Origin of the sequence: Phenylobacterium sp. (assembly GCF_041920015.1) — a bacterium.
GTDB lineage: Bacteria > Pseudomonadota > Alphaproteobacteria > Caulobacterales > Caulobacteraceae > Phenylobacterium.
The window spans coordinates 12,143-38,470 of the sequence record NZ_JAYRST010000027.1 but is presented as its reverse complement, the minus strand read 5'-3'; the positions used below and the strand labels follow the sequence as shown (position 1 = coordinate 38,470).

The 26,328-nt window shown below is 67.0% G+C and carries 24 protein-coding genes, 1 other RNA gene and 1 pseudogene; 16 read left to right on the top strand and 10 right to left on the bottom strand.

Annotated features, from left to right (window positions below; genetic code table 11):
- The 8 genes and pseudogenes from ACE3TL_RS07960 to ACE3TL_RS07925 form a co-directional block, all read right to left on the bottom strand.
- Positions 1-941, bottom strand: a pseudogene (locus tag ACE3TL_RS07960) (hypothetical protein); the annotation flags it as partial.
- A complete protein-coding gene (locus ACE3TL_RS07955; RefSeq protein WP_037519582.1) occupies positions 941-1,708 on the bottom strand; it encodes a helix-turn-helix transcriptional regulator in 768 nt (255 codons plus the stop codon). The gene ACE3TL_RS07955 and the pseudogene ACE3TL_RS07960, both read right to left, overlap by 1 nt.
- A 205-nt stretch (positions 1,709-1,913) precedes the next feature.
- Positions 1,914-2,969 (bottom strand): hypothetical protein, encoded by a 1,056-nt coding sequence (locus ACE3TL_RS07950; RefSeq protein ID WP_037519585.1) that lies wholly within the window; start codon positions 2,967-2,969, stop codon positions 1,914-1,916.
- Positions 2,970-3,050: 81 nt separating this feature from the next.
- Positions 3,051-3,899, bottom strand: a complete 849-nt coding sequence (locus ACE3TL_RS07945) for a hypothetical protein (RefSeq protein ID WP_037519587.1) — start codon at positions 3,897-3,899, stop codon at positions 3,051-3,053.
- A 6-nt stretch (positions 3,900-3,905) separates the two neighbouring features.
- Positions 3,906-4,280 carry an XRE family transcriptional regulator gene (locus tag ACE3TL_RS07940; protein WP_080727226.1) on the bottom strand — a complete coding sequence of 125 codons (375 nt, stop codon included), beginning with the start codon at positions 4,278-4,280 and terminating at the stop codon, positions 3,906-3,908.
- Positions 4,281-4,283: 3 nt separating this feature from the next.
- Positions 4,284-4,631: a type II toxin-antitoxin system RelE/ParE family toxin gene (locus ACE3TL_RS07935; protein ID WP_374578174.1), complete on the bottom strand. Its 348-nt coding sequence runs from the start codon at positions 4,629-4,631 to the stop codon at positions 4,284-4,286.
- Positions 4,632-4,689: 58 nt separating this feature from the next.
- The gene (locus ACE3TL_RS07930) at positions 4,690-5,109 is read right to left on the bottom strand and encodes a thermonuclease family protein (protein ID WP_374578173.1); all 420 of its coding nucleotides are present in this window, start codon (positions 5,107-5,109) and stop codon (positions 4,690-4,692) included.
- Positions 5,106-6,359 (bottom strand): site-specific integrase, encoded by a 1,254-nt coding sequence (locus tag ACE3TL_RS07925; protein WP_037519595.1) that lies wholly within the window; start codon positions 6,357-6,359, stop codon positions 5,106-5,108. Before ACE3TL_RS07925 ends, ACE3TL_RS07930 begins: the two co-directional genes overlap by 4 nt.
- Positions 6,360-6,508: 149 nt before the next feature.
- Here ACE3TL_RS07925 and ACE3TL_RS07920 point away from each other — a divergent pair, with 149 nt between their 5' ends.
- From ACE3TL_RS07920 to murD, 10 genes are all read left to right on the top strand, one after another.
- Positions 6,509-7,330, top strand: coding sequence for a cytochrome P450 (locus ACE3TL_RS07920; protein ID WP_374578172.1), 822 nt, complete (start codon positions 6,509-6,511; stop codon positions 7,328-7,330).
- A gap of 34 nt (positions 7,331-7,364) precedes the next feature.
- An RNA gene (rnpB, locus tag ACE3TL_RS07915) (RNase P RNA component class A) lies at positions 7,365-7,745 on the top strand.
- A gap of 285 nt (positions 7,746-8,030) precedes the next feature.
- On the top strand, positions 8,031-8,498 hold the full coding sequence (locus ACE3TL_RS07910; protein WP_374578171.1) for a division/cell wall cluster transcriptional repressor MraZ: 468 nt from the start codon (positions 8,031-8,033) through the stop codon (positions 8,496-8,498).
- Positions 8,495-9,424: a 16S rRNA (cytosine(1402)-N(4))-methyltransferase RsmH gene (gene rsmH, locus ACE3TL_RS07905; RefSeq protein ID WP_374578170.1), complete on the top strand. Its 930-nt coding sequence runs from the start codon at positions 8,495-8,497 to the stop codon at positions 9,422-9,424. Before ACE3TL_RS07910 ends, rsmH begins: the two co-directional genes overlap by 4 nt.
- The gene (locus ACE3TL_RS07900) at positions 9,421-9,744 is read left to right on the top strand and encodes a cell division protein (RefSeq protein ID WP_374578169.1); all 324 of its coding nucleotides are present in this window, start codon (positions 9,421-9,423) and stop codon (positions 9,742-9,744) included. The genes rsmH and ACE3TL_RS07900 overlap by 4 nt, the downstream gene beginning before the upstream one ends.
- Positions 9,741-11,495, top strand: coding sequence for a peptidoglycan D,D-transpeptidase FtsI family protein (locus tag ACE3TL_RS07895; RefSeq protein ID WP_374578168.1), 1,755 nt, complete (start codon positions 9,741-9,743; stop codon positions 11,493-11,495). The genes ACE3TL_RS07900 and ACE3TL_RS07895 overlap by 4 nt, the downstream gene beginning before the upstream one ends.
- Positions 11,495-12,949 carry a UDP-N-acetylmuramoyl-L-alanyl-D-glutamate--2,6-diaminopimelate ligase gene (locus ACE3TL_RS07890; protein ID WP_374578167.1) on the top strand — a complete coding sequence of 485 codons (1,455 nt, stop codon included), beginning with the start codon at positions 11,495-11,497 and terminating at the stop codon, positions 12,947-12,949. The genes ACE3TL_RS07895 and ACE3TL_RS07890 overlap by 1 nt, the downstream gene beginning before the upstream one ends.
- Positions 12,942-14,339 carry a UDP-N-acetylmuramoyl-tripeptide--D-alanyl-D-alanine ligase gene (gene murF / locus ACE3TL_RS07885; RefSeq protein ID WP_374578166.1) on the top strand — a complete coding sequence of 466 codons (1,398 nt, stop codon included), beginning with the start codon at positions 12,942-12,944 and terminating at the stop codon, positions 14,337-14,339. Before ACE3TL_RS07890 ends, murF begins: the two co-directional genes overlap by 8 nt.
- Positions 14,339-15,448: a phospho-N-acetylmuramoyl-pentapeptide-transferase gene (gene mraY, locus ACE3TL_RS07880; RefSeq protein WP_374578165.1), complete on the top strand. Its 1,110-nt coding sequence runs from the start codon at positions 14,339-14,341 to the stop codon at positions 15,446-15,448. Before murF ends, mraY begins: the two co-directional genes overlap by 1 nt.
- Before the next feature lie 17 nt (positions 15,449-15,465).
- Positions 15,466-16,881, top strand: coding sequence for a UDP-N-acetylmuramoyl-L-alanine--D-glutamate ligase (gene murD, locus ACE3TL_RS07875; RefSeq protein ID WP_374578164.1), 1,416 nt, complete (start codon positions 15,466-15,468; stop codon positions 16,879-16,881).
- 348 nt (positions 16,882-17,229) lie between these two features.
- On the opposite strand, the gene ACE3TL_RS07870 is transcribed toward murD, so the two are convergent.
- Positions 17,230-18,075 (bottom strand): class I SAM-dependent methyltransferase, encoded by an 846-nt coding sequence (locus ACE3TL_RS07870; RefSeq protein WP_374578163.1) that lies wholly within the window; start codon positions 18,073-18,075, stop codon positions 17,230-17,232.
- Between the two features lie 151 nt (positions 18,076-18,226).
- Between ACE3TL_RS07870 and ftsW the strand changes: the two genes are divergently transcribed.
- The 4 genes from ftsW to murB are packed head-to-tail and all read left to right on the top strand — an operon-like array spanning position 18,227 to position 22,826.
- On the top strand, positions 18,227-19,411 hold the full coding sequence (ftsW, locus tag ACE3TL_RS07865; protein ID WP_374578162.1) for a putative lipid II flippase FtsW: 1,185 nt from the start codon (positions 18,227-18,229) through the stop codon (positions 19,409-19,411).
- A gap of 9 nt (positions 19,412-19,420) precedes the next feature.
- The gene (gene murG / locus ACE3TL_RS07860; protein WP_374578161.1) at positions 19,421-20,518 is read left to right on the top strand and encodes an undecaprenyldiphospho-muramoylpentapeptide beta-N-acetylglucosaminyltransferase; all 1,098 of its coding nucleotides are present in this window, start codon (positions 19,421-19,423) and stop codon (positions 20,516-20,518) included.
- The gene (gene murC / locus ACE3TL_RS07855; protein ID WP_374578160.1) at positions 20,515-21,930 is read left to right on the top strand and encodes a UDP-N-acetylmuramate--L-alanine ligase; all 1,416 of its coding nucleotides are present in this window, start codon (positions 20,515-20,517) and stop codon (positions 21,928-21,930) included. Before murG ends, murC begins: the two co-directional genes overlap by 4 nt.
- Positions 21,927-22,826 carry a UDP-N-acetylmuramate dehydrogenase gene (gene murB, locus ACE3TL_RS07850; RefSeq protein ID WP_374578159.1) on the top strand — a complete coding sequence of 300 codons (900 nt, stop codon included), beginning with the start codon at positions 21,927-21,929 and terminating at the stop codon, positions 22,824-22,826. The genes murC and murB overlap by 4 nt, the downstream gene beginning before the upstream one ends.
- 380 nt (positions 22,827-23,206) lie before the next feature.
- On the opposite strand, the gene ACE3TL_RS07845 is transcribed toward murB, so the two are convergent.
- Complete coding sequence (locus tag ACE3TL_RS07845; RefSeq protein ID WP_374578158.1) at positions 23,207-23,995, bottom strand: THxN family PEP-CTERM protein; 789 nt, start codon at positions 23,993-23,995, stop codon at positions 23,207-23,209.
- A gap of 483 nt (positions 23,996-24,478) precedes the next feature.
- Here ACE3TL_RS07845 and ACE3TL_RS07840 point away from each other — a divergent pair, with 483 nt between their 5' ends.
- Together ACE3TL_RS07840 and ACE3TL_RS07835 are read left to right on the top strand one after the other, a co-directional pair.
- Positions 24,479-25,471, top strand: a complete 993-nt coding sequence (locus ACE3TL_RS07840) for a D-alanine--D-alanine ligase (RefSeq protein WP_374578157.1) — start codon at positions 24,479-24,481, stop codon at positions 25,469-25,471.
- Positions 25,407-26,321, top strand: coding sequence for a cell division protein FtsQ/DivIB (locus ACE3TL_RS07835; RefSeq protein WP_374578177.1), 915 nt, complete (start codon positions 25,407-25,409; stop codon positions 26,319-26,321). Before ACE3TL_RS07840 ends, ACE3TL_RS07835 begins: the two co-directional genes overlap by 65 nt.
- The last annotated feature ends 7 nt before the right edge of the window (positions 26,322-26,328 follow it).

Here is a 26,328-nt window from a genome sequence, read left to right as displayed (position 1 = left end):
ACATCAACCTGCCGCAGCTTGGCGACGATCTCCTCGGGCTTGTGCCGCTTCTTTGCCATCTCTCCATCCATCCAAAATGGTCCTCGGACTAACTTAAGGGATGGATCACCTCGCGGGGCGCAGACCAATTGCGCCAGCAGGTCGAGCTGAGCGATGCTTGATTTTGTGGAGAGGCTGCGCACGAAAGCGCCGGCAGCGGTATCGGCACCAAGTTGGGGCTCTTTAATTGCCAGCGGCGTTTTCGCATTGATGGCGGCAAGCCGATCATCGAGCTTTGCCTTGACCTGATCACAGGCCGTAGCCAACGCTTCCAAGACACGCATTGGCTGGGGAATGTAGGCCACGGCGTTCGTCTTCTCGACGTGCACGTTGGCGCTTCTGGAGTCGAAAATGCTTATCGACGGAAGGTCAGCGTGGCTCGGCGCTTCCGGGCTCCATGCGAATTGATCCTCCGTGGCACCACGTAGGAACACAATGTTGGCGGTCTGCGGGGTAGCTGCCGCATCTTCCACGTCACGCAAGATCTTGTTGTTGCGGTCGCGTGTCCGGCAGGCGTGCTTCAGGATACGGACATAGCCAGATTTGCCTGACCCATTGTCGCCGTACACGATCGACAGTCCCGCCTGCGCGAATTCGAGTTTTTGATCGAAGGCCAGGGCATTGACGCCGGTTGGATTCTCGATACGCAACACGCTGACCGGTGCACCTAAGATACTTTGTGACGAGACATCTGCGTCTGACAACGGCGTGTGAGGCAGCGCTGGATCAAGGCAAATTTCGAGAAGTTCGTCGATCTCCTCGCTGCCAAGGATGCCGCTCTGAACAAGTCGGCGCAAAGCATCTCGTTGCCAAGCCGGACGCGTAGCAGACCAAGCAAGCACCTCGGCAAAAGCGAGGTTTTCGGTCAGCGTTTCTTCGTTGGTAGATTGAGCCTCAGCCATCAGCCTTTGCCACCTTTCTTGTCGGAGTCCCAGGCCGGGAGAATGAACGGCTGGCCATGGTCGATAGGAACGCGAATTGACGTTTCCCCCCACTCGGCGGGCGCTGCAAGCGCGATGATGAAGCGCGACGAGAGGTCGGCATATTCGCCTTCCGGCATGGGCGTATGTCGTTCGGGCAAGCGGCGGAAAAGATGAGTATGATAGACCCAAACGTCATTGCCCCTGAGCAAGACCAAGAGCTGCTTGATCCGGCGGCGAACGGCGATTTCTTCGCTTGGGGCCACCTTCTCTAGGATGCTCCGGACGGACCACGTTAGGCCGTCCAAAATGCCGATCAGCTCTTCCGCGTACTCAGCCGCCTCATCCGTCAGCGAGATCATAATTTCGCAAGCGAAGTCGTTCGAGCTGTTTGCCTGCTTGAACAGCAGACCTTCATCCATCGTCACATTTGCGAGGTCGTAGTCGTACCGGGAAACCAAACGCTCTTCGCGCATCTCAGCAATGACAGCAGAGAAAACCTCGCCGGCGCCCGCGGTCTTTGATTGAGTGGCATCACAAGGAAACGAGATTTGCTCCCGGCGGACGTTCAAAACCTTCGCAAGTCGGTCAAGAACGTCTACTGGTACAGGCGCATTTTTGTTTTCGATCTCGCGAAGCGTCCGTTCGCTGACCCGAACCTCATAGGCCAATTCTTTCTGTGTCGAGACACGCTCGGCGTTGGTGCGGAGCCTCTTTATTTGGCTTCCATCGGGGGTAACTTTCTTCACTGTCGCCTCGGTTTGTAATTGTCGATTTAGGCACAGTATAACAGTCGACCTGCGAGTAGTCGGCAACAAACCGGCAGCTAACCGGCAAGCGCGCGGCAAGCCTGCGAGCGCGGCGGCTTTCACTCGCAGATCGATGCCCCAAAATCCCGGCGGGGCGGTTGAAACAGCACATCGACAGCAGCCGTTCCGAATGGAGGGCCTTGCCTCATCGGCGATCCATGGCCAGATCCTCCTGATACTGATGCCAGCCGTACATATCTTGTATGGGCTCGGCCATGACCTCATCGAGGTCGTCGATTTCCTGATGGAGCCGAGCATAGCAATCCAGGACAGCGAGATCGTCCATGCCGAGCCGCAGCTTGGCTGCTTGCCGACGCCAACTGGCAAACGGCAACTTCTTATGACGGGGCTTCCATTCAGGAAGAAGCCTTTGGTTCGCCTCGATCAGAACGCTGCTTCCGCGGGCGATGGAAAGCCGATCCGGATCGAACGGTTCAAAGGGAGTCTGGGTCGCTTTTAACTGGCGCTCACGCTCACGATGACGGCGCACTACCTCCGCGATCGTGTCGGCCTCGAGTTGAACACGACGTAGGGTCTGAGTGGGGTCATCCTTACCGCTGCGACCCTTAGCGATTATTCCGAAATCGGTTTCCGATTTCCCTGCGAGGCCGATTAAGTGCTCCGCCAATGCATTGCCGAGCAGAAGAGGGTCGGGATCGACGCGCGCGGCGACGCGCATGCAGAACGCCGATACGTCGACCTTGCAAGCATACCGCCGCGTCTCCGCAAGCTCGGGAAAATGTTCGATGATCTCACCCCGGGAGAGTGACTCCTCCCAACGCAGGAAACGCACCGGCCTCAGCAATTGCGGCGCGTAGCTCAGTACGAGTTTGAGGTATAGGCGGGCGAGGGGGCCGATGACAGGGTCGTCGCGCAGACCAACATGGTAGAGCTGATTGCGATAGCCGTGAAGGATCTGAACAGATCTGACGTCAACGTCCGCGAAATAGCCTGCCCGCTTTAACAGGGACGTCTTCGCATCAAAATTTTGCCCACGTCCAGCGAGCTTATCTTTCAGGGTCAATTTTGGGCTTGCTAATCTGCTATCTTCTTCGATCAGTTCTAAGCATCTTTGATGGCACATCAGCTCGAAAGCATTGTCGATTAAGATCAGCGCCATCCGGCTGCTGAGCGGACGTGCCGCCGATAGTTCCGCGGCCGCTCTGTCGAGTTGCTCAGCAAGAGGTAGGATGAAGCGCATCAGACCTCCGGCGAGAGGTACTTGCGAGACAGCATCGCTTTCAAAGTGCGCCGAGCCCCCACGTTTTGATTATTCGAAGCGTCACGCGACCCGCCTAGCCAGGCGCTCATGCTCTGCGATGAGGAAAGTCAGATAGCTTCGTATGAGGTTGCAGTAGAGGCGTGCCTCATCGATCTGGAGCGCAAGGCCCTCCCTGAGATCGACCCCGTGACGGACGCCACCACCCGTCGGCGAGGAAAGATAGCCATGCAACGTCATCATCCATTGCAGGATTTGCTCTTGATGCCCGCGGCCGCGCTGGCGTAGTTCGCCGATGATTTCGTTGAAGTACCGACCCTGGATGCTGCCGTCTAAGATCTCAGGACCACGAAACGCCGTCGAGATCGTCTCCAGCAGCCAAAGGACCTCTTGGACGGCCTGACGGCCGTTGCCTTCGCTCAACGAGTGCTGGGAGGCATCAAGAGATTCGTTGATGATCGCTTGCGCCTGCACATCGAGAGATGGGGGAGCGTCGGGTACGTTGATCGGAATGTGGACCCGCGTTGCGACCAGCATGGGAGGGTCGAGCTGATAGCCAGCGTCTGCGTCCGCGAGGATGCGGTTTATCCGCCCGGCATCCGGCACGACCATGGTAGGATTGCGGGCGCGAAGTTCCTGGCATGCATCCCAGAATGCCTCGATGAATATGGGGGCGTTCGTCTCCGCACGCGCCATATCTCGGTCGAGATCTTCGGATGCGAACCGTTCGTTGGTGCTCGGCCAATACTCTGTGTTGGCTGCGGCGCAGAAGCGAGCCTTGAAATGCTCCAAAATAGCCTTCCGCTGGCCTTGCCCGCAAACGCGGTTGATGAGATCGCGAAAGCCCTCTTGGACGGCGGCTTCTATCGGGCCGGGACTGTCAAAACGCCATCTGCCATCGAACTGGAGCATCGGGTGTCACCGCGCTGCCGCCGACTTTCGGCGTGCTACGGTGCGCATAGGTCTGTCGTGGGAGACGGTTCCATCGCTGAGACGCTGGAGCCGGATGGCCGGCCGCCCCGGCAGATTCACCGTCAGCTCAAGTTTTCCGCCGATCGCCTCAACGTAGCTGCGCAGTGTCGATAGGTACATGTCAGCCTGCTTTTCGATCTTCGAGACCGACGGTTGCTTTATCTTCAGCGCCGCAGCGATGTCCTCCTGCGCCTTCCCGGCGATCTGACGCATCTCGCGCAGGCCCTCAACCTCCTGCTTCAGTTCCTCATAACGGGCTTCGATCTGCTCCTGCTGATCGCGGGGCAGAGAAGCAATGACGTCGTTAAGGCTCCGGCCCATCGATCAATCCTTCTTTGCGGATTTCAGGCTTTCCAGATGTGCGGAAAACCGACTGTCCGCCTTTGCGATAAGCTGCTTGTAGAAGCGCTTCTGGCTGCCGCCGGATTTGTCGCCTGCAACGAGAAGGATGGCCTTCCGTTCGGGATCGAAGGCGAAGGCAGCACGCCATTCGCCGTCGGCGGCAGAGAAACGCATCTCCTTCATATTGGCGTGCTTCGAGCCGTTGAGCGTGTCGGCGTATGGCCGACCGAGCTGCGGACCGAATTCGCCGAGCAGTTTCGCAACTGCCAGCAATTGGGTCTGAACCTCGCGCTCAAAAGCCAGGAACTCCGCCTCGAAGGCGTCATGCAATCTAACATCCCAGGTCATATAGCTTCCAAGCTATGTTGAGTCAATGGCGAGCGGGGCATTAGTTGCCACCCTCGGCCACGCCAGCCTGGCGAAGCAGATCGCCAAGGCTCTTTCCACCGATCCAACATCGCGCAATGACGCGGTCAAAGGAGCGGCCGCGGCCGCCGCGCCCACGTTCGGCCGTGCAGGTGATCTCGCGCCGAAGGGCGACGCGTTCGAGCGCCGCTTTCGCCGCGGGACCGCCTGGCGTGTGCAGCTCCGGGGCATCGAAGTCGGCAAGGCGCACCTCGATCCACTCGTTGGGGTCCGATGTACGCCCGACGCAAAGACCGTCGCCGTCGCCGACATAACGGACCAAGCCGGAGAACTCGACTCCAACCTGCGAGGGGACAGGCGCCTCGCATGGATCTGCATGGGCCGGGACCGCAAAGCAGGCCGTGACGAATGCGCCGGTGACAGCGATGAAGCGACCGCTCACGCGGCCTTCTTCAAGGCGCTGCCGCCCTTCTTCTTCGCTAGCAGCGCCCGGACGAACTTATCCCACTTGGCCATGCCGGCGCGCTTTTCGACCATGTAGTTCCAGCGATCGTAGTGCTTCGAACTGACGTCCTGAAGGGCGTGGTTCTGAAGCCGATCGCGGATTTCCTTCGGCACACCAGCTTTTCCGGCGAGCGTCTTGAAAGTGCGCCGGAGATCGCGGTTCGTGACGTAGGGGATCACGCCGCGATCGCGCTGACGCCACATGAACGAGTATAGAGTGCCATGGCTGACCGGCTTTGACTGGTCCGTGGCGGAGGGGAAGAACCATCCATATTCGTTGGGCTTGATGGACTCGATCAGTTCGGCCGCGAGCGACGGGACCGGGACAGCGTGCGGCTGGAGGTTTTTGGTCTTCGACCAGTCGATGATCCGCTCTTTGGCGTCCCACTGGTCGACATGGAAGCGAGCGATCTCCTCAACGCGCTGTCCGGTCAGCATGAGAAGCTGCACGGCGCGGAGGTAGGAGGGAGTGACTGGCACATCGGGGCATTCGAGCCAACGATAGAGCTGCAGGAACTCGTCCTCATCCAGCCAGCGCGTGCCCTGGACCTTGGGCTCCGTCGGGATGCCGGTGGCCGGATTAAAAGGGATGCGGAAGCGGCGAGCCGATTGCTGTCGATAGTCGTTGTCGGATTTCATACCCCAGCCAAAGGCCGCGTGGAGATACGACCGCACATGATCGGCCATCGACTTCGCGCCACGATCATAGATCGGACGGATTAGCTCGATGATCTCCTCGGCCTCGATCTCGCGGGCGAGGCGGTTTCGTCCGAGCGTATCGGCAATCTTGTTCAGGCCTTTTTCCGTCTCCTTCCACGATGGCTTGCCGGCGGCCTTGAGCGACGCGACATAGCCCTCGAATAGGTCCGCGACCGTGCCAGGACGCGTATCCGTTGCGATCTTGATGCTTCGGCCCTTCTGGATCACATCCGCGAAGTCGCGCTTGAAGACCGCGCGCGCGTCAACGAGGGACATCGAGGGATACGCACCGATCTTCTTCTTGGTGCGCTTGCCATCACGCCACTGCTGGGCCATCCAATCGGCGGTCACGCGCTTGGGCATTGGCTTGAGGACAAGGACGAGACGGCCGGTGCCGCGTCCATCGCCGTCGGCGAGATTTTCTTGCTTCTGGCTCACCTCGACGCGCTTGAGCGCATGCCGGATGGCGGTGTCGGTCAGGCTGGGCATCGCGATTCTCCTGTTCCGCAACTGGGATCGGTTCAGGAGAAACAGGGGTCGCTTGCTGGGAGCGGAGAGCCGTTTTCTACCCCTTAAACCGCCCCCAGTTTGCCAAAACCGTCCCCACTACGCAATGCCAAAAATGCCCGAGTTTGCTAGTGTTTCAGCGTGCTTGTGCGTGCTCCAGCGTGATCTTATTGACCGAGTGGGATGGTTTTGTACCAGGACTGCGAGAACTGCGCGCGCGGCGTCGCGAACGCGAAATCGCCGTCCTGTTCGCCGTCTTCGATGAGTGGATCGCCCGTCTCATCGCCGAGCGTCGGATATCGCCGGGCGGCAGTGACCTGCTCGATCGGCTGATCGCCGCCCGTGATCCCGAGACGGGGCGGGGCCTTGGCGACCGCGAGGTGCGCGACCAGTTCGTGACGATCTTCATCGCTGGACACGAGACGACCGCCGTCGCCCTGGTCTGGACCTGGTACTTGCTGGCGGTCCATCCGCAGATCGAGGCGCGATTGCATGCCGAACTCGACGCCTCTCCTGATGCGCCGCCAGCCTATGCACGCCAAGTGATCGAGGAGGCGATGCGGCTCTTGCCGCCGGTCCCGCGTATCCCGCTACGGCAGGCGCAGGCAGATGACGTGATCTGCGGCGTGCGCATCCCAAAGGGGGCGTTGGTTTGCGTCGCGCCCTGGGTCGTCCACCGCCACCGTACACTTTGGGCCGATCCAGAGCGCTTCGATCCTGATCGCTTCGCTGGCGAGCGTCCGGCCCGATACGCCTATCTGCCCTTCGGGGCGGGGCCGAGAGTCTGCATCGGCGCCTCGCTGGCCGTGACGGAAGCGGTGATCGTGCTTTGTGAAATCGCTCGCCGTTACCGTCTGAAGCTGCTCAATCCGGGCGAGGTCGGCATGAGGCCCCGTCTGACCCTCCGCCCAATGGGATCAATTGGGATGGAACTGGTCGCCAGGGGCTCTTGACCCCGTTCGCGTGGGCCATCACTTTCCGCGCGGACCAGACGGCCGGGCGATCGCGGCCGCCTTCGGGCGGTCGAGGAAAGTCCGGGCTCCACTATGACATGGCGGCGGGTAACGCCCGCCGGGGGCGACCCCAGGGATAGCGCCACAGAGAGCAGACCGCTCCGGTTTCGATCGGAGCAAGGGTGAAAGGGTGGGGTAAGAGCCCACCGCGGACCTGGCGACAGGGACGGCATGGCAAGCCCCGCCAGGAGCAAGACCGAATAGGGATTCCGCGCCCCGCAAGGGGCAGGGCCGTCATAGGCCCGAGGCGTCCGGGTAGGTCGCGAGAACCGTCCAGCAATGGGCGGTCCAGAGGAATGATCGTCGCGCCCGCTTGCGGGCGGCACAGAACCCGGCTTACAGGCCGTCTGGTCCCCAGTTTCCGCAAACCCTCCGGCTGGCCCCTGGCGAGGCGGCGGTTATACTTAACAAGTTCTCCGTATGTTCTGTTGATCGTCTGTGAGTGAAAGTTGCGGCGCTGCGGAACACCTTTGAAATCCCCCGAAATCGCCGTTTGGAGTCATTGTATCCCAGTTGATCCCATGTTAACCCAATCAGCATCCGTTGAGGATGGGCGAGGGGCCGCGCGAGGCGGTCTCCACGGTCCGAAACGGGGTTGGTCTGGCGGCCCGCGCGGGGTCGCTGTCTGGGGCGCGGCGGGATGTTTCTCTCGACCTTCGAGAAACAGGTGGACGCCAAGCGGCGCATCGTCGTGCCGCTGGAATTCCGCGCGCTCCTGTCGGGGCCGTTCGACGGCGTCGTCGTCTTCCCCTCCATCGAGGCCGACTGCGTCGAGGGCGGCGGCAAAGCTCTGTTCGACCGCTATACGGGCCTGATCGAGGAACTGCCGTTCGGCGATCCCGTCCGCTCGGCCATCGAGCTTTCGGTCCTGGGCGGCCAGGTGCGGATGAACTTCGACACGGCCGGCCGGATCACCCTGCCCGAGCAGCTTTGCGAGCAGTTCGGCCTTGCCGACTGGGTCGTCCTCGTCGGGCTCGGCGACCGCTTCCAGATCTGGAACCGCGAGGCCTTCCAGGTCCATCGCGCCGCTCAACGCGACATGGCGCGCGCCGGCCTGGCCGAACTGCGCGCCCAGCAGCGCGCCGCCCGCCTGGGAGCCGTCCAATGAGCGCGCCCCACACCTCCGTCCTGCTGGCCGAAGTGGTCGCCGCCCTCGAGCCTGGCCCCGGCAAGCTGATCGTCGACGGCACCTTCGGCGCCGGCGGCTACAGCCGCGCCTTCCTCGCCGCCGGCGCCCGCGTCGTCGCCTTCGACCGTGACCCCAGCGCCCGCCGCTTCGCCGAGGGGCTGGGGGAGGACTTCCGCCTGGTCGACGGCCGATTTTCGCAGATGGCCGAGGAGCTGGGGGAGGGGGCGGCCGACGGCGTGGCGCTCGATCTCGGCGTCTCGTCCATGCAGCTCGACCAGGCCGAGCGCGGCTTTTCCTTCATGCGTGACGGGCCGCTCGACATGCGCATGGGCGCCGACGGCCCGACCGCCGCCGACATCGTCAACACCGCCGAGCCGCAGGAACTGGCCCGCATCTTCTACGTCTATGGCGAGGAGCGGCAGTCGCGCCGCGTGGCCGCTTTCATCGCTCGCCGCCGCGCCGAACAGCCCTTCACCCGCACCCTGGACCTGGCCGAGGTGATCGAGCGCGCCCTGGGCGGGCGCCGCGGCGCCAAGGTCCATCCGGCCACGCGCTCGTTCCAGGGCCTGCGCATCGCCGTCAACGAAGAGCTGAGCGAGCTGGAAGCCGGCCTCGTCGCCGCCGAGACCGTGCTCAAGCCCGGCGGGCGGCTGGCGGTCGTCACCTTCCACTCGCTGGAGGACCGCATCGCCAAGGCGTTCTTCGCCGAACGCGCAGGCAGGCTTCCGGGCGGCTCGCGCCACGCGCCGCCTGTGGAGGCGGGCGCGCCGGCCAGTTTCACGCTGCTGTTCAACGGCGCCCACGCTCCGGGCGAGGCGGAAACCGCGGTCAATCCGCGCGCGCGCTCGGCCAAGCTGCGCGTGGGGGTTCGCACCGCCGCGCCGGTGTGGAAGGAAGCGGCATGAGCTTGATCGACCGCAAGATTCGGGGTTTCCGCCTCATCGACCTCGTCGCCCTCGGCGTGCTGATCGCGGTGATCCTCGGGGTCTACCTCGCCAAGACCATCGCCGGCCGCGAGCGCGCCGAGATCGCCTCGGTCGAAAAGCAGATCGACGCCGAAAAGGCCCGCATCCGCCTCCTGCAGGCCGAGGTCGCCCACCTGGAGCAGCCGGCCCGTATCGAAGCGCTCTCCAGCGCCCACCTGGGCATGGTCCCGGTCCAGGCCCGCAACGAGGCCACCCTCGACAATCTGGGCGAAGTCGCCCTTGGGAAGAAGACGCCGTGAGCCTTGCCCATCCTAGCTTTGAAGCGCCCGGCTGGCGCTGGCTGAAGGCCAGGGTCTGGGGGCTGGAGCACGCCTTCGAGCGCGCCCGCGCCGCCGGCAAGGCCGAGGACGACACGCGTATCCGCATCTTCTTCGTCCTGACCCTCTTCACCATCGCCTTCGTGGTGCTGGCGGTGGGGGCGACGCGCGCGGCCCTGTTCTCCGACGCCGGCCGCGGCGGCGGCTATGTGGGCGCGGTCGGCGCGGCGCGCGCAGATCTGGTCGACCGCAACGGGGCCATGCTGGCCGCCGACCTGCTGCACTACGGCCTCTATGTCGACCCGCGCGAGATCTGGGACGCCGACGAGGTCCGCCGCGCCCTGCGCGCCGCCCTGCCGGACATCAACCGCCAGCGCCTGGAAAAGGTGCTGCGCGGCGAGCGCCGCGGTTTCGTGATCGCCGGCCTGACGCCCGAGCAGCGCGCCCGCGTCCACGCCCTCGGCCTGCCGGGCGTGAGCTTCGAGCCGGAAGAACGCCGCGTCTATCCGCTCGGGCGCACCGCCGCCCACCTGATCGGGTTCGCCGACACCGGCGGGGTCGGCCTGGCCGGGGCCGAGCGCGCGCTCAACGACACGATCCGCGCCGGCGCGCCGGGCAAGGCCGCCGTGCCGCTCTCCATCGACCTGCGCGTCCAGGCCGCCCTGGAGGACGAACTCTACAAGGCCGCCGCCGAGTTCCAGCCGCGTGGCGCCGTCGGCGTCGTCACCAACGTCCACACCGGCGAAATCCTCGGCCTGGCCAGCTATCCCACCTACGATCCGAACCAGGTGGCCAAGGCCAGCGACGATGCGAAGCTGAACCGCGCCGCCGCCTCGATCTATGAGATGGGCTCGACCTTCAAGGCGTTCACCGTCGCCATCGGCCTCGATACGGGCGTGGCCACGCCGTCCTCGACCTTCGATGCGCGCCAGCCCTTCCAACTCGGCTACCGGACCATCAAGGACTACCACGCCGCCCGCAAGATCCTGACCCTGGTCGAGGTGTTCCAGCACTCGTCCAACATCGGCACCGCCAAGCTGGCCGAGAGCATCGGCGGCGAACGCCTCAGCAAGTATTTCGCCGACCTGGGCCTCACCCGCCCGGCCAAGGTCGAGCTGATGGAGTCGGCCCGTCCCCTGACCCCGCGCAAGTGGGACATGGACGCCGTCGCCTCCACCTCCTTCGGCCACGGCATGAATGTCAGCCCCCTGGCGGTGACCAGCGCCATGGGCGCGCTGCTGAACGGCGGCTATCTCGTGCCGCTCACCATCAAGAAGCTGGAGCCGGGCCAGCGGCCGCAGGGCCAGCGGGCGGTCTCCGAGCAGACCTCGCTGCAGATGCTGCAGATCATGCGCGCCAACGTCATCGGCGGCAGCGGCAAGTCCGCCAATGCGCCTGGCCTCAGCGTCGGCGGCAAGACCGGCACGGGCGAGAAATACGATCCGGCCATCCGCGGCTACTCGACCAAGCGCCAGGTCTCCTCCTTCGCCGCCGTCTTCCCGACCTCGGGTCCGGTCGAGGCCGACCGCTACTTCGTGCTGATCCTGCTGGACGAGCCGCACGGCACCGCCAAGACCTACGGCAATTCCACCGGGGGCTGGGTCGCCGCGCCGGCCGCGGGCCGCGTCATCGACCGCATCGCCCCGTTCCTGCACGTCAAGCGCGAACCCGATCTCATCAAGGTGGTCGGCGAGGGCTCGATCGCCGCGGCCCCGCTGGGCGACGGTCACTGATGGGCAAGCTGCTTTCAGAGCTCGTCCAGCGCCGCCTGGACGTCGATCCGCAGATCGAAGGCGTCGCCGCCGACAGCCGCAAGGTGAAGCCGGGCTTCCTGTTCGCCGCCCTGCCGGGCTCCAAGGTCGACGGCGGCGAGTTCGCGGCCAAGGCCGTGGCCGCCGGCGCCGTGGCGGTGATCGCCGGCCAGGATATCCCCGGCCTTGGCGTTCCGGTGATCGTCACCCCCGATCCGCGCCGCGTGTACGCCCTGGCCGCCCGCGCCTTCTGGGGCGCGCAGCCGCCGGTGGTCGTGGCCGTCACCGGCACCAACGGCAAGACTTCGGTCGCCGCCTTCTGCCGCCAGATCTTCAACGCCCTCGGCCACAAGGCCGCCAGCATGGGCACCCTGGGCGTGCGCGCCACGGGACTGGGTCTGGACGAGCAACTGACCCCGCCCGGCCTCACCACGCCCGACGCCGCCGACGTCGCCGAGCTGATGGCGATCCTCGCCGCCAAGGGCGTGACCCACATGGCCATGGAGGCGTCCTCCCATGGCGTCGACCAGCGCCGCCTGGACGGCGTGGAGCTGAAGGCCGCCGGGTTCCTGAACCTCACCCAGGACCATCTCGACTACCACCACACCATGGAAGCCTATCGCGAGGCCAAGCTGCGCCTGTTCGAGGATCTGCTGCCGCGTGGCGGGGTGGCGGTGCTGAACGCGGACTCCGAGGCCTACGGCGCCTTCGCCGCGGCCGCGGTCTCGACCGGCAAGAGCGTGTTGTCGGTGGGCGAGAGCGGGCAGGGGCTCAAGCTGCTGGACTGCGTCCCCACGCCCGAGGGCCAGGCCCTGAAGATCGAGGTCAAGGGCAAGACCTACGCCGTGCGCCTGCCGCTGGCCGGCGCCTTCCAGGCCTCCAACGTGCTGGTCGCCGCCGGCCTCTGCATCGCCGCGGGCGAGCCGGCGGCCGGCGTCATGGCCGCCCTGGAGGGGCTTCAGGGCGCGCCCGGCCGCCTCCAGCGCGTCGGCTCAGGCCCGCGTGGCGGCGAGGCCTATGTAGACTACGCCCATACCCCCGACGGCCTGGAGACCGTGTTGCAGTCCCTGCGCCCGCACGTTTCGGGCAAGCTCATCGTGGTGTTCGGCGCCGGCGGCGACCGCGACAACACCAAGCGTCCGCTGATGGGCCTGGCCGCGGCCAAGTTCGCCGATATCGCCATCGTCACCGACGACAATCCCCGCAGCGAGGACCCGGCTGCCATCCGCGCCCAGGTGCTGGCCGGCGCCCCCGGCGCGCGCGAGGTCGGCGACCGTCGCCAGGCCATCGCCGCGGGCGTCGCCCTGCTGGGCCCGGGCGACGTGCTGGTCGTCGCCGGCAAGGGGCACGAGCAGCATCAGATCATCGGCTCCACCGTCCATCATTTCGACGACGTCGCCGAGGTGGCCGCCGCGCTGGAGGCCGCCCATGTCTGACCCCCTCTGGACCAGTGAGGAGATCGCCGCGGCGACCGGCGGGCGGTTGGACGGCCAGGCCTTCTCCGTGAACGGCGTCTCCATCGATACCCGCAGCATCGAGGCCGGCGACCTCTTCGTCGCCCTGGCCGGCGTGCGCGACGGTCACGAGTTCGTCTCCCAGGCCCTCGCGGCCGGCGCGGCGGCCAGCCTGGTCTCCAAGCCTGTCGAAGGCTCGAGCATCCTCGTCGCCGACACCTTCAAGGCCCTGGAAAAGCTGGGGGAAGCGGCGCGCGAGCGTGCGCCCCAAACCCGCCGCGGCGCCGTCACCGGCTCGGTCGGCAAGACCAGCGTCACCCAGGCGATCCGCGCCGGGCTGGAGCGCGCCGGCCGCGCCCACTCGTCGGTCAAGAGCTACAACAACCACATCGGCGTGCCGCTGACGCTCGCCCGCATGCCCCGCGACACCGAGCGCGCGGTCTTCGAGATCGGCATGAACCATGCGGGCGAGATCAGGCCCCTGTCGCGCTTCGTGCGCCCGCATGCGGTGGCCATCACCACCGTCGGCCCGGTCCACACCGAGAACTTCCCAGACGGCGAGGCCGGCGTCGCCCGCGCCAAGGCCGAGATCTTCGCCGGGATCGAGCCGGGCGGCCTCGCCGTCCTCAACGCCGACAACCGGTGGTTCGACTTCCTCAGCGAGGAGGCCCATAAGGCCGGCGCCGGGGTCCACAGCTTCGGACGCGACGTGAGTTGTGACGCTCAACTGGTCGATTTCGTTCCGGAATCCGGCCGCGCCATCGTCCGCGCCCGCCTGCACGGCAAGGCGCTCGACTTCCCCATCCTCCAGACCGGGTTCCACTGGGGCCCCAACAGCATGGCCGTCTTGCTGATGCTGGAGGCGCTCGGCGTCTCTCTGGACGACAGCCTCGCCGCCCTCGGCGCGTTCGAGCCCCTGGCCGGCCGCGGCGCCGAGACGACGGTGCGTTTGCCGGGCGGCGCCTTCACCCTGATCGACGAGAGCTACAACGCCAATCCGGTCTCCATGGCCGCCGCCTTCGCCAGCCTCGGCGCGCGCAAGGCCGAGGGGCGGCGCATCGTCGCGCTGACCGACATGCTGGAGCTCGGTCCCGAAGGCCCGGCCTTCCACGCGGGCCTGGCCGCGCCGCTCGCCGCGGCCGATGTCGATCTCGTCTTCGCGGCCGGGCCGCTGATGAAATCCCTGTGGGACGCCCTTCCGTCGACTCGGCGAGGCGGCTACGCCGGAACCGCGGCGGAGCTGGCGCCGCTGGTCAGCGCGGCCGTAGAGCCGGGCGACCTGGTGATGGTCAAGGGGTCCAACGGCTCGAGGGCTGGCGCGGTCGCTGCTGCGCTGGCCGCCCTCGGCGCGCGTTCGGGGGAGACGGGCTGATGCTCTACTGGCTGTATCAGCAGCTCGCGTCCGATGGCTATGTGCCGTTCCTGAACCTGTTGAAATACCAGACCTTCCGCACCGGCATGGCCCTGTTCACGGCCCAGCTCGTGGTCGTGGCCATGGGCTCGCGCTTCATCCGCTGGATGCAGGCCAAGCAGGGCAAGGGCCAGCCGATCCGCACCGACGGCATCGAGCGCCACGTGGTCGAAAAGGCCGGCACCCCCACCATGGGCGGGGTGATGATCCTGGCCGGCCTGCTGGTCGGCACGCTGCTGTGGTCGGACCTTTCCAACGTCTATGTCTGGGCGGTGATCCTGGTCACCGCCGGCTACGGCGTCCTCGGCTTCACCGACGACTACGCCAAGGTCACCAAGCAATCGACCGACGGGGTCTCGGGCAAGCTGCGCCTGGCCATGGAGGCGGTGATCGCCATCGCCGCCGTGGCCCTGATGGTGGTGTTCGGCACCAGCCCGCCGGAAACGCCGGACCTTTCGACCTCGGTCGCCTTCCCGGTCTTCAAGCAACTGCTGCTGCCGCTCGGCTGGTTCTACCTGGCCTTCGGCGCCTTCATCATCGTCGGCGCGGCCAATGCGGTGAACTTCACCGACGGCCTCGACGGCCTGGCCACCGTACCGGTGATGATCGCCGCCGCCGCCTTCGGCTTCATCGCCTATCTCGTCGGCAACTACGTCTTCGCCCAGTACCTGAAGCTGCATTTCGTGCCCGGCGTGGGCGAGGTGGCGGTCTATTGCGGGGCGATGATCGGCGCCGGCCTCGGCTTCCTCTGGTACAACGCCCCGCCGGCCAAGATCTTCATGGGCGACACCGGTTCCCTGGCCCTCGGCGGCGGCATCGGCGCCGTGGCCGTGGCCACCAAGCACGAGATCGTGCTGGGCATCATCGGCGGCCTCTTCGTCATGGAGACCCTCTCGGTGATGATCCAGGTCGCCTCGTTCAAGCTGACGGGCAAGCGGGTGTTCCGCATGGCCCCCATCCACCACCACTTCGAGAAGCTGGGCTGGTCGGAATCGACCGTCGTCATCCGCTTCTGGATCATCGCCGTCATGCTCGCCCTGCTGGGCCTGGCGACCTTGAAGCTGCGGTAGGGGAGGGCGGTCGTCTCATGATCCCGGTCCGCGGCTTCGAAGGCAGGACGGTCGCCGTGTTCGGCCTGGCCCGTACGGGCCTGACGGCTGCGCGCGCCCTCCTGCTCGGCGGCGCCAAGGTCGTGGTCTGGGACGAGAAGGACGCCAGCCGCGAGGCGGCCAGGGCCGAGGGTTTCGAACTGCTCGACCTTTCGAGCGCCGACTGGTCGCAGTTCGCCGCCCTGATGCTGTCGCCCGGCGTGCCGCTGACTCACCCCAAGCCGCACTGGACCGTGGAGAAGGCCAAGGCCGCCGGGGTCGAGATCGTCGGCGACATTGAACTCTTCGCCCGCACCGTCAACGCCGCGCCCGAGCACAAGCGCCCGAAGGTCGTCGCCATCACCGGCACCAACGGCAAGTCGACCACCACCGCCCTGATCGGCCACGTCTGCGCCGCCGCCGGCCGCGACGTGCGCGTCGGCGGCAATATCGGCCAGGGCGTCCTGGGCCTGGAGGACATGCATGGCGGGGCCGTCTACGTGCTGGAGCTGTCGTCCTACCAGCTCGACCTGACCTCCAGCCTCAAGCCCGACGTGGCGGTGCTGCTCAACGTCTCTCCAGACCATCTCGACCGCCACGGCGGCATGGAGGGCTATGTCGCCGCCAAGCGCCGCATCCTGCTGAACCAGGGCAAGGGCGACACCGCCGTCATCGGCGTCGACGATCCCTGGGGCCAGCGTATCTGCACCGAGATCACCGCCGCCAACCGCCGGACCATCGTGCCGATCTCGGCGTCGAAGGCCATGGGCCGCGGGGTCTACGTCCTCCAGGGCCTGCTCTACGACGCCACCGGCGAGCGGGCGGTCGAGGTGACCGACCTCCTGCGCGCCCGTTCGCTGCCTGGCCGCCACAACTGGCAGAACGCCGCCGCCGCCTATTCGGCCGTCCGGGGCCTTGGCCTCACCGCCCAGGAGGCCGCCGACGGCCTGCTCAGCTTTCCCGGCCTCGCCCATCGCATGGAGACGGTCGGCACGGTCGGCAAGGTGCGCTTCGTCAACGACAGCAAGGCCACCAACGCCGACGCCGCGCGCCAGGCCATGTCCAGCTATCCGAAGTTCTACTGGATCGCCGGCGGCGTGCCCAAGGCCGGCGGCATCGACAGCTTGACCGACCTCTTTCCGCGCATCGAAAAGGCCTATCTGGTCGGCGAGGCGGCCCCCGCCTTCGCCCAGACCCTGAAGGGCAAGGCCAAGCTCGCCGAATGCGGAACCCTCGCCGGCGCGGTCGCCGCGGCCTATGCCGACGCCGCGGCTGGCGGCCAGGACGCCATCGTCCTGCTCTCGCCCGCCTGCGCCTCCTTCGACCAGTTCCCCGACTTCGAAGCCCGCGGCGAAGCCTTCCGCGCCGCCGTCCAAAGCCTCGCCCGCCCCGCCGCCAAGGGTGCGCGGGCGTAGCGGCAAAGCAATTGCGCCCCGTCTGGGGGAGCGCTATCGCATATGGCGCGGATAAGCGGCGGCGGCCCACTTCGCATGTCGTCCCGGAAAGCGCGCAGCGCTTGTCCGGGATCCATGAACACCTGAGCTTTCAGGCTCTGGCGCCGCCGAGACCGATCCTGAACCGCATGTGTCCATGGATCCCGGTCTTGCTTCGCAAACCGGGAGGACACTCATATGCGATAGCCCTGCTCTCTGAGGGAGCTGTCGGCCGCATGGCCGACTGAGGGGGCCTTCGAGTTTAACGGCTCCCTCTGTCTCGCGGCTCCGCTGCGATCCACCCGCCCAGCGGCGGAGGAACTTGAGGGCTCAGGCCCGCGCCGTCACCATCCAGCACCCGGCGACCATCGGGATGATCCCGTTCTCCACATGGGGCTCCAGCGCCTTCACCACCGCCTCGCGCACCTTCGCCGCCGTCGTCGCATCGGCGTCGCGCAGGGCCGCCGCGATCGGCCCCATGCGCAGGCTGAGGGTGGTCAGGTCCTCCAGGCTGATAGGCGTCGGCGCGTCCAGCCGGTCGATCGCGATCTGGCTCCAGCCGCTGCGCTCGAGAATCCCCTGCACCCGCGCCGGGTCGGCGAAGGCGAAACGTCCCGGCGCCGTCGGGTCGGGCTTGGGCAAGGGCGGCAGCAGGTGAGCGGCCGCCTTGGTCGGAACCGCCGCCAGCGGATTGTCCGCTGGGCTGCGCCAGCAGGCGAAGGCCAGCTTGCCGCCCGCCTTCACGCCGCGCCGGATATTGGCGAAGGCCGCGTCGAAGTCGGAGAAGAACATCACCCCATAGCGCGACATCGCCGCGTCGAACCGGCCCTCTCCGATGTCCAGGGTCTGGGCGTCGCCCAGCGCAAAGCGCGCATTGGCCAGGCCTTCGCGCTCGGCGCGGCCGCGCGCCAGCTCCAGCAGCGGCTGGGAGACGTCCACCCCCAGGGCCTCGCCGCCCGCGCCCAGCCGCCGGGCCATGGCCAGGGTCGTGGCGCCCGCGCCGCAGCCGATGTCGACCACCGCCTTGCCCGCCCCGGGAAAGGCCGTCTCGACCACCGCCTCCTCGACGGACTTGTTGAGGCCGTCCATCAGTCCTTGCAGCTCCACCCAGGCCTGGCCGCCGGCCTCGTTCCAGTAGGCGGCTTGATAGGTTTGGGCGGTCGGGGAGGCGGTCATCGCAGGTCCTTTCCAGATGGCCCTACCGATGTCTGCCGGGCGGGGCGGGATTTCAAGTCGTGCAGGACCCCGAAGGGCCGCTTGGTTAAGATATCTTAAGCATGACGCAGGCATCTCTGGCAGACGGGCCGATGCGCCCGCGGAGAGGTCCATGAGCTACGCCCAACGCCACCAGCAGGCGCACGCCTTCGCCCGCAGCGATCGCTCGGCGCTGGGAATCTGGTGGTGGACGACCGATCGCTGGATGCTGGGGGCCGTGGCCGCCCTGATCGCCATCGGGGTGATGATGTCCTTCGCGGCCAGCCCGGCCGCCGCGGCGCGGATGAATGTCGGCGATCCGTTCCACTTCGCGGTCCGCCAATGCATCTTCGCGGCCAGCGGCGCGGCGATCCTCGTCGGGGTCTCCATGCTCGACGCCCGCGGCATCCGGCGCGCGGCGTTCTTCATCTACCTGGCCGCCATCGCGATCATGATCGCCCTGCCGTTCCTCGGCCACACGGCCAAGGGCGCGACGCGCTGGGTCCAGATCGGCGGCTTCACCCTGCAGCCGTCGGAATTCATGAAGCCGGCCCTGATCGTGCTGGTCTCCTGGATGTTCTCCGAGGGGCAGAAAGGGCAGGGGGTGCCCGGCGTCTCCATCGCCTTCGCCCTCTATTTCCTTTCGGTCGGCCTGCTGCTGATCCAGCCGGACGTGGGCCAGACCGTGCTCATCACCATCGCCTTCGGCGCGGCCTTCTGGATGGCCGGCGTGCCGCTCTCCTGGGTCATGTTGCTGGGCGGGGTGGCGGTGACGGGGTTGTCCTCGACCTATTTCCTGTTTCCCCACGTGGCCAGCCGCGTCGACCGCTTCCTGAGCCCCGACAAGGCCGACACCCATCAGGTCGACCGCGCGGCCGAGGCCATCGCCGCCGGCGGCTTCTTCGGCCGCGGTCCGGGCGAGGGGGTGATGAAGCGCCACGTGCCCGACCTGCACACCGACTTCATCTATTCGGTGGGGGCTGAGGAATACGGCCTCATCTTCTCCCTGCTGCTCATCGCCCTGCTGGGCTTCATCGTCGTGCGCGGCCTTTATCGCGCCATGAAGCTGACCGATCCCTTCGAGCAGGTGGCCGCCGCCGGACTGTTCGTCCTGGTCGGCCAGCAGGCCTTCATCAATGTGGCGGTGAACCTCAACATGATCCCGACCAAGGGCATGACCCTGCCGTTCATTTCCTATGGCGGCTCGTCGATGTGGGCCATCTGCCTGACCTTCGGCATGGCGCTCGCGCTTACCCGCCGCCGGCCCGGCGCCTATTCGCAAGGGGCCGGCCTCGCCAACGCCGGCGCCTTCGCCTAAAGCCGTCGGATGCGTAAGATCGCTGTCGTCGCCGCCGGGGGAACCGGCGGCCACCTGTTTCCGGCCCAGGCGCTCGCCGAGGCGCTGATCGCGCGCGGCTGGCGCATCGTGCTGGCCTCCGACGAGCGCGCCGCCGCCTTCGCCGAGAGCTTCCCGGCCGAGGAGCGCATCGGCCTGTCGGCCCGCACCTTCCGCCGCGGCGACGTCATCAGCATGGCCCAGGCCGGGATCGCCATCGTTCGCGGGGTGATGCAGGCGCGCGCGGCCTTCACCCGTCTCGACCCGGCCGTGGTGGTCGGCTTCGGCGGCTACCCGTCCGCGCCGGGCCTGCTGGCCGCCATCACCCAGCGCCGCCCGACCCTGCTGCACGAGCAGAACGCGGTGATGGGCCGCGCCAACCGGCGCCTGGCCAGCCACGTCAACGCCGTGGCCTGCGCCTTTCCGGTGCTGCAGAAGGCGCCCGGCCGCGTGGCCGAGAACGCCGTCGTGGTCGGCAACCCGGTTCGTCCCGACATCCGCGCCCTGGCCGACCTGCCCTATGTCCCGCCGGTCGAGGGCGGGCCGATCCGCATCCTCGTCACCGGCGGCAGCCAGGGCGCGCGCCTGCTCTCCGAGCTGATGCCCGAGGCCATCGCCAAGCTGCCCGAAGGCTTGCGCGTACGGCTGAAGGTCCAGCAGCAGACCCGCAAGGAGTCGATGGACGGCGCGCGCCGCATCTACGCCAATGCCATGGTCGAGGCCGAGATCGCCCCCTTCTTCCGCGACATGGCCGGCCGCCTGCGCGACGCCCACCTCGTCGTCGGCCGCTCCGGCGCCGGCTCGGTCTGCGAGTTCGCCGTCGCCGGCAAACCCGCCATCTTGGTGCCGCTCGCCATCGCCCTGGACGACGACCAGGGCCAGAACGCCCGCGTCATGGCCGAGGCCGGCGGCGCCGAGGTCGCTCGTGAAAGCCAGCTCACCGTCGACGCCATGGCCGGCGCCCTGCAAAAGTTGCTGACCAATCCCGAGCGCCTGGCCCGCATGGCCGCCGGCGCCCGCTCCATCGCCAAGCCCGACGCGGCCGAACGCCTGGCCGACCTGGTCGAAAGAACCGCCGCCCAAAGATGAACCAGCGCCCCGTCCCCTTCTTCGCCCGCGGTCCGGTCCACTTCATCGGCATCGGCGGCATCGGCATGAGTGGCATAGCCGAGATCATGCTGCGCATCGGCTATACGGTGCAGGGCTCCGACGCCAAGGCCAGCGCCAACACCGAACGGTTGGAGAAGCTGGGCGCCAAGGTCTTCATCGGCCACGACCCGGCCCATGTCGAAGGCGCCTACGCCGTCGTCTATTCGACCGCGGTGAAGGCCGACAATCCCGAGATGGTCGCCGCGCGCGAGAAGCGCCTGCCGCTGGTCCATCGCGGCGAGATGCTGGCCGAGCTGACCCGCCTGCAATACACGGTCGCCATCGGCGGCACCCATGGCAAGACCACCACCACCTCGATGGTCGCGGCCCTGCTCGACGCGGGCGGCATGGACCCGACGGTCATCAATGGCGGCATCATCAACGCCTACGGCACCAACGCCAAGGTCGGGGCCGGCGACTGGATGGTGGTCGAGGCCGACGAGAGCGACGGCACCTTCCTGCGCGTCAAGTCGACCTGCGCCATCGTCACCAATATCGACCCCGAGCACCTCGACCACTACGGCGACTTCGACGCGGTGAAGAAGGCGTTCCAGACCTTTGTCGAGAACATGCCCTTCTACGGCTTCGCCGCCGTCTGCACCGACCATCCCGAGGTCCAGGCCATGGCCGCGCGGGTGCAGAACCGCCGCCTGATCCCCTATGGGACCAATCCCCAGGCCGAGGTCCGGGCCGACAAGATCACCATGGGCCCCGACGGCTCGCGTTTCGACGTGATCTTCGCGCCCCAGGACGGCCCGGTCAGCCGGCTGGAGAGCCTGCACCTGCCCATGGCCGGCCAGCACAATGTCCTCAACGCCACCGCCGCCATCGTCATCGCCCGCGAACTGGGGGTCTCCGACGAGGATATCCGCAAGGGCCTGGCCGGCTTCGGCGGGGTCAAGCGGCGCTTCACCACCACGGGCGTGGCGAATGGCGTGCGCATCATCGACGACTACGGCCATCACCCGGTCGAGATCGCCTCGGTGCTGAAGGCCGCCCGCGCGGTGACCGAAGGCAAGGTGATCGCCGTGGTCCAGCCCCACCGCTACAGCCGCCTGCACGACCTGTTCGACGAGTTCTGCGGCTGCTTCAACGACGCCGACACCGTGATCGTCGCCGATGTCTACGCCGCCGGCGAGAGTCCGATCCCCGGCGCCGACCGCGACGGCCTGGTCGACGGCCTGCGCCGCTTCGGCCATCGCCGCGCCCTGCCGCTGGAAAGCCCCGCGGCCCTCGCCGCATTGGTCCGCCAGGAGGCGGCGCCCGGCGATCTCGTGGTCTGCCTGGGGGCAGGGGACATCACCGCCTGGGCGGGCGCCCTGCCGGCCCAGCTCGAGGCGCCGGCCGAATGAGCTGGCGCGAGGCGCTGCCCGCCGTCCGCGGCCGCCTGCTGCGGGACGAGCCGCTGGGCTCCTTCACCTGGTTCCGGGTCGGCGGCGCGGCCGACGTCCTGTTCCTGCCGGCCGATCCCCAGGATCTCGGCGCCTTCCTGCAGGCCTTGCCGCAAAACGTGCCGGTCACGGTGCTCGGCGTCGGGTCCAACGTCATCGTCCGCGACGGCGGGGTGGAGGGCGTGGTCGTCCGTCTGGCCGGCCGCCCGTTCGGCGCGATCTCGGTCGAAGGCGACCTCATCGTCGCCGGCGCCGGGGCGCTCGACGCCGCCGTGGCCAAGGCTGCGGCCAAGGCGGGACTGGCGGGCCTGGAGTTCTACGCCGGCATCCCCGGCACGGTCGGCGGCGCCCTGACCATGAACGCCGGCTGCTACGGCGGCGAGACCAAGGACATCCTGGTTCGCGCCTGGGGCTACGACCGCCGCGGCCGCCGCGTCGACTACGACCTCGCCGACTTCGGCTATACCTATCGCCACAGTCAGGCGCCTGCCGACATCATCTGGGTCGAGGCGACCTATCGCGGAACGCCCGACGAACCTGACGCCGTCGCCGCCCGCATCGCCGAGATCACCGCCCGCCGCGAGACCACCCAGCCGATCCGCGAGAAGACCGGCGGCTCGACCTTCAAGAACCCGGAGGGCCATTCCTCCTGGAAGCTGGTCGACGCCGCCGGCTGGCGCGGCAAGCCGCACGGCGGGGCGATGTTCTCGCCCCTGCACGCGAACTTCATGATCAACACCGGCGAAGCCACCGCCGCCGACCTCGAAGGCCTGGGTGAAGCCGTCCGCGCCGACGTGAAGGCCAGGACCGGGATCGACCTGCAATGGGAAATCAAGCGCCTCGGCCGCCCGGCCTGATCTTCAGCCCGGCCTGATCTTCAGCCCCGCCTGGTGAAGCCTTTGGGGGCTAAGCGCCTCCAGTGAGTAAATTGCCTCCCCCAGCCCCAGGGGGAGGGCGATCACACGTGGCGCGGATAAGCAGCCGTAACCCATTGTATGTCGTCCCGGAAAGCGCCCAGCGCTTGTCCAGGATCCATGAACACCTGATTTTCCAAGGTCTTGCACCGCCGAGATGGATTCTGAACCGCCTGTGTTCATAGGTCCCGGTCTTGCTTCGCAAACCGGGATGACACTCATATGCGTTAGCTCAGGCTCGGCGCTCCCGAACGTCCTCCAATGAAAACGCCGCCGGCCCTTGGGACCGGCGGCGCTGACACAGCTTTGGAGAAGCTTGGGTCTTAGGCGGCGAGCGCGCCACGACGGCGGCTGCTGCGGACCATCGCCCCGGCGGCGCCGAAGCCGACGATCATCATCGCCCAGGTCGAGGGTTCCGGCACGGCCGACTGAACCATCTTGATCGACGCCTGGAACATGGCCGTATTGTTGGCTTTTTCCTTGGTCCAGAATTCCGAAACCTGCTGCCCGTTGCTTAGGAAGCCAGCGAAGTCCAGCGTATATAGAGCTCCGTCGACCTCAAAGGTCTGGGAGTCATTGAGGCTGGTGACGGTGACGCGGTCGGCGCAACCGTTGCTGTTGATCGAAGAGCTCTGAGATTGCCCGTTGGCGCAAGGGGTCCGCGGCCAGAAGGGATCGTTGTCCGTTTCCCAGTGGTTGAAAGCGAAATTGAACGTACGCTGACCCAAGTCTTGGGCGCCGATCTTCACGTTCATCTTAATCGCCAACTTGAGCGAAGTGATGGAGGAGCCGCTGATCGGCCAGTTGTTGTGCGTGAAGTTGCCGAGGTCGACCGGACCGTAGCTGCCAGGGCCGTTGATGTTCACGCTGGTCGGCGAAATCCCTTGGAACGTATAGCCGCTCGGCTTGTTGCCGCCGCCCCAGGTCGCCTTTGCATTAGCCGTGCCGTTTCCGGAATAGTTGACCGCATAAGACGGCGTGGCGTTCGACCAGGTGCCTGTGATGTTGCTGAACTCAACCGTTGCGGCCGCGGCCGGAGCGGCGAACGCACCGGCGGACAGAGCCGCCGCGGCGGCCAGCGCTATCGAATGAGATTTGACGTTGAATTGCATGTTCCGAGCCTCCATCGCCCCCCATATGGGCGAACTTGAGCGTAGCGATAACGAAGCTATTTTACGTTTCGCAAGCATTTTTTCTTAATTAAGGCCTAATTCAACCGGTCAGCGTTACGCCAGGGTTAGGAATTCGCCTGACAGGCGAAAAACCTGCTCAAGACAGTCCAACTCTTCCTCGAATTGTGGCGGGTTCTGGTCCTGCGAGGTCCTGGAGCCGGCCGCTCGGAATCAAGCGAACGCTTGCCGAGGCCTTGGTCGGACATGGGCCGTCCTTGCCCGTCAGCCGCGCCTCCTCAAGGCCGACAGTCATGGGGCCTCCTCTTTCGCCTTGGGTTAGCCGCCCATTGGCGCCAGCGTGCTGTCAGCAGCGCCCCCGTGCGGCGTCGGGCCGCTTGACAGGACTCCCGCGCGCGGGCACGCGCCGACCATGCGCCATGCTCTTTTCAAGGCCCGTTCCTCCCAGCTTGCGAGCTCCGCCCAGTGACCTCCTCTTCTGCGAGCCTTCCCCTTTCCGGACACCACGTCGCCCTGTTGTACGGGGGCCTCTCGGCCGAACGCGAGGTCAGCCTGTCCTCGGGCCGCGAATGCGGCGCGGCGCTCGAGCGGCTGGGGGCCAAGGTCACCTATGTCGACGCCGGCCGCGACCTGGCCCAGGTGCTGAGCGCCCTGAAGCCGGACGTCTGCTTCAACGCCCTGCACGGCGAATGGGGCGAGGACGGCTGCGTCCAGGGCGTCCTCGAGACGCTGCGGATTCCCTATACCCACTCGGGCGTGCTGGCCTCGGCCCTGGCCATGGACAAGGCCAAGGCCAAGGCGGTGATGGCCGCGGCCGGCGTCGCCGTGCCGGGCGGGGGGCTCTATAGCCGCCATGTGGCGGCCGCCGACCACGTCATGCCGCCGCCCTATGTGATCAAGCCGAACGCCGAGGGCTCCTCCGTCGGCGTCTTCATCGTCCGCGAGGGAGCGAATCGCCCGCCGCAGGAGCTTGTCGCCCCGGCCTGGACCCATGGCGAGGAGGTGATGATCGAGCCCTATATCCGCGGCAAGGAGCTGGCCGTCGCGGTGATGGACGGCAAGGCGATCACCGTCACCGACATTATCCCGCAGACAGAATTTTACGATTACGAAGCCAAGTACGCCGAGGGCGGCTCCGTCCACGTCCTGCCCGCCGAAATTCCACCCCATGTCTTTGAAAAGGCGCTGAAACTGTCGGAGACCGCCCACGCCGCGCTTGGTTGCCGAGGCGTTACCCGGTCCGATCTTCGTTATGACGACATTAACGACATTCTGGTCCTTCTGGAGGTCAACACCCAGCCCGGCATGACGCCGACTTCGCTCGTTCCCGAGCAGGCGGCGCAGATGGGGGTGGATTTCGATCGTCTGGTGCTTTGGATCACGGAGGATGCGTATGCCCGCGGCGATGCGGGGGGAGTCGCGCGGCGCCGCGAAGCCCCGGGCCAAAGCGCCCGCTAGCTCCAAATCGCGCCCCCGCGCTCGCAAGCCGGGGGCCTCGTATGCGCCCGGCAAGCTGGGCGCCGTGCGTGGCGCGGGCCTGTCGCCCTGGGGCGCATTGCTGGCCGCGGTAGGCGTGGTCGGCGTGGCGCTGGTCGTCACCCTCTCGACCGGCCATCGCGCCGAGAAGCTGGCCGGCGGGGCGGGGGCCGCGGTCGGCGGCCAACTCGCCGGCGTCGGCTTCCGGCTGAAGACCGTCCATGTCGAAGGCGCTTCGGCCATGGCCACGCCCGACATCCTGCGCGCCGCCGGGGTCTATCGCGACGATCCCATGCTGCGCCTGGACCTGGAGCAGATCCGCCAGCGGGTCGAGGCCGTGGGCTGGGTCAAGGAGGCGCGCGTGGTGCGCCTACTGCCCGACACCCTGGTCCTGGCCGTGACGGAACGGCGCCAACTCGCCGTGTGGCAGCACAACGGCCGCAGCTACGTCATCGACGAGACCGGCCGCGTGATCCCCGAGGCCGACCCCGGCCGCTTCGCGCGCCTGCCGCTGATCGTGGGGGCTGGGGCCAACGAGGCCGCCGCCGCCATCCTGCCCGAGGTGGCCGCCCGGCCGCGCCTGGCCGAACGGACCGAGGCGCTGATCCGCGTCGACGGCCGCCGCTGGGACCTGCGGATGAAGGACGGCTCGCTGGTGCAGCTTCCGGCGGTGGACGAGGGCGCGGCCCTGATCCAGCTCGAACAGCTCGACCAGCGCTCGCGCATCCTCGAACTGGGGTTCGAGCGGATCGACCTGCGCGATCCCTCGGTGGTGGCGGTGCGTCCGCGCGACGGCGTGCTGCCCGGCCAACTGGTCGCCAACGGCGCCTAGACGAAAG

What these genes read in the sequence shown, in the direction of transcription:
- ACE3TL_RS07950 (WP_037519585.1), bottom strand. Translation starts at nt 2,969, where the DNA reads ATGCGCTTCATCCTACCTCTTGCTGAGCAACTCGACAGAGCGGCCGCG.
- ACE3TL_RS07945 (WP_037519587.1), bottom strand. Translation starts at nt 3,899, where the DNA reads ATGCTCCAGTTCGATGGCAGATGGCGTTTTGACAGTCCCGGCCCGATA.
- ACE3TL_RS07940 (WP_080727226.1), bottom strand. Translation starts at nt 4,280, where the DNA reads ATGGGCCGGAGCCTTAACGACGTCATTGCTTCTCTGCCCCGCGATCAG.
- ACE3TL_RS07925 (WP_037519595.1), bottom strand. Translation starts at nt 6,359, where the DNA reads ATGCCCAGCCTGACCGACACCGCCATCCGGCATGCGCTCAAGCGCGTC.
- ACE3TL_RS07910 (WP_374578171.1), top strand. Translation starts at nt 8,031, where the DNA reads ATGTTTCTCTCGACCTTCGAGAAACAGGTGGACGCCAAGCGGCGCATC.
- rsmH (WP_374578170.1), top strand. Translation starts at nt 8,495, where the DNA reads ATGAGCGCGCCCCACACCTCCGTCCTGCTGGCCGAAGTGGTCGCCGCC.
- ACE3TL_RS07900 (WP_374578169.1), top strand. Translation starts at nt 9,421, where the DNA reads ATGAGCTTGATCGACCGCAAGATTCGGGGTTTCCGCCTCATCGACCTC.
- ACE3TL_RS07890 (WP_374578167.1), top strand. Translation starts at nt 11,495, where the DNA reads ATGGGCAAGCTGCTTTCAGAGCTCGTCCAGCGCCGCCTGGACGTCGAT.
- murF (WP_374578166.1), top strand. Translation starts at nt 12,942, where the DNA reads ATGTCTGACCCCCTCTGGACCAGTGAGGAGATCGCCGCGGCGACCGGC.
- mraY (WP_374578165.1), top strand. Translation starts at nt 14,339, where the DNA reads ATGCTCTACTGGCTGTATCAGCAGCTCGCGTCCGATGGCTATGTGCCG.
- murD (WP_374578164.1), top strand. Translation starts at nt 15,466, where the DNA reads ATGATCCCGGTCCGCGGCTTCGAAGGCAGGACGGTCGCCGTGTTCGGC.
- ACE3TL_RS07870 (WP_374578163.1), bottom strand. Translation starts at nt 18,075, where the DNA reads ATGACCGCCTCCCCGACCGCCCAAACCTATCAAGCCGCCTACTGGAAC.
- ftsW (WP_374578162.1), top strand. Translation starts at nt 18,227, where the DNA reads ATGAGCTACGCCCAACGCCACCAGCAGGCGCACGCCTTCGCCCGCAGC.
- murG (WP_374578161.1), top strand. Translation starts at nt 19,421, where the DNA reads ATGCGTAAGATCGCTGTCGTCGCCGCCGGGGGAACCGGCGGCCACCTG.
- murC (WP_374578160.1), top strand. Translation starts at nt 20,515, where the DNA reads ATGAACCAGCGCCCCGTCCCCTTCTTCGCCCGCGGTCCGGTCCACTTC.
- murB (WP_374578159.1), top strand. Translation starts at nt 21,927, where the DNA reads ATGAGCTGGCGCGAGGCGCTGCCCGCCGTCCGCGGCCGCCTGCTGCGG.
- ACE3TL_RS07845 (WP_374578158.1), bottom strand. Translation starts at nt 23,995, where the DNA reads ATGCAATTCAACGTCAAATCTCATTCGATAGCGCTGGCCGCCGCGGCG.
- ACE3TL_RS07835 (WP_374578177.1), top strand. Translation starts at nt 25,407, where the DNA reads ATGCCCGCGGCGATGCGGGGGGAGTCGCGCGGCGCCGCGAAGCCCCGG.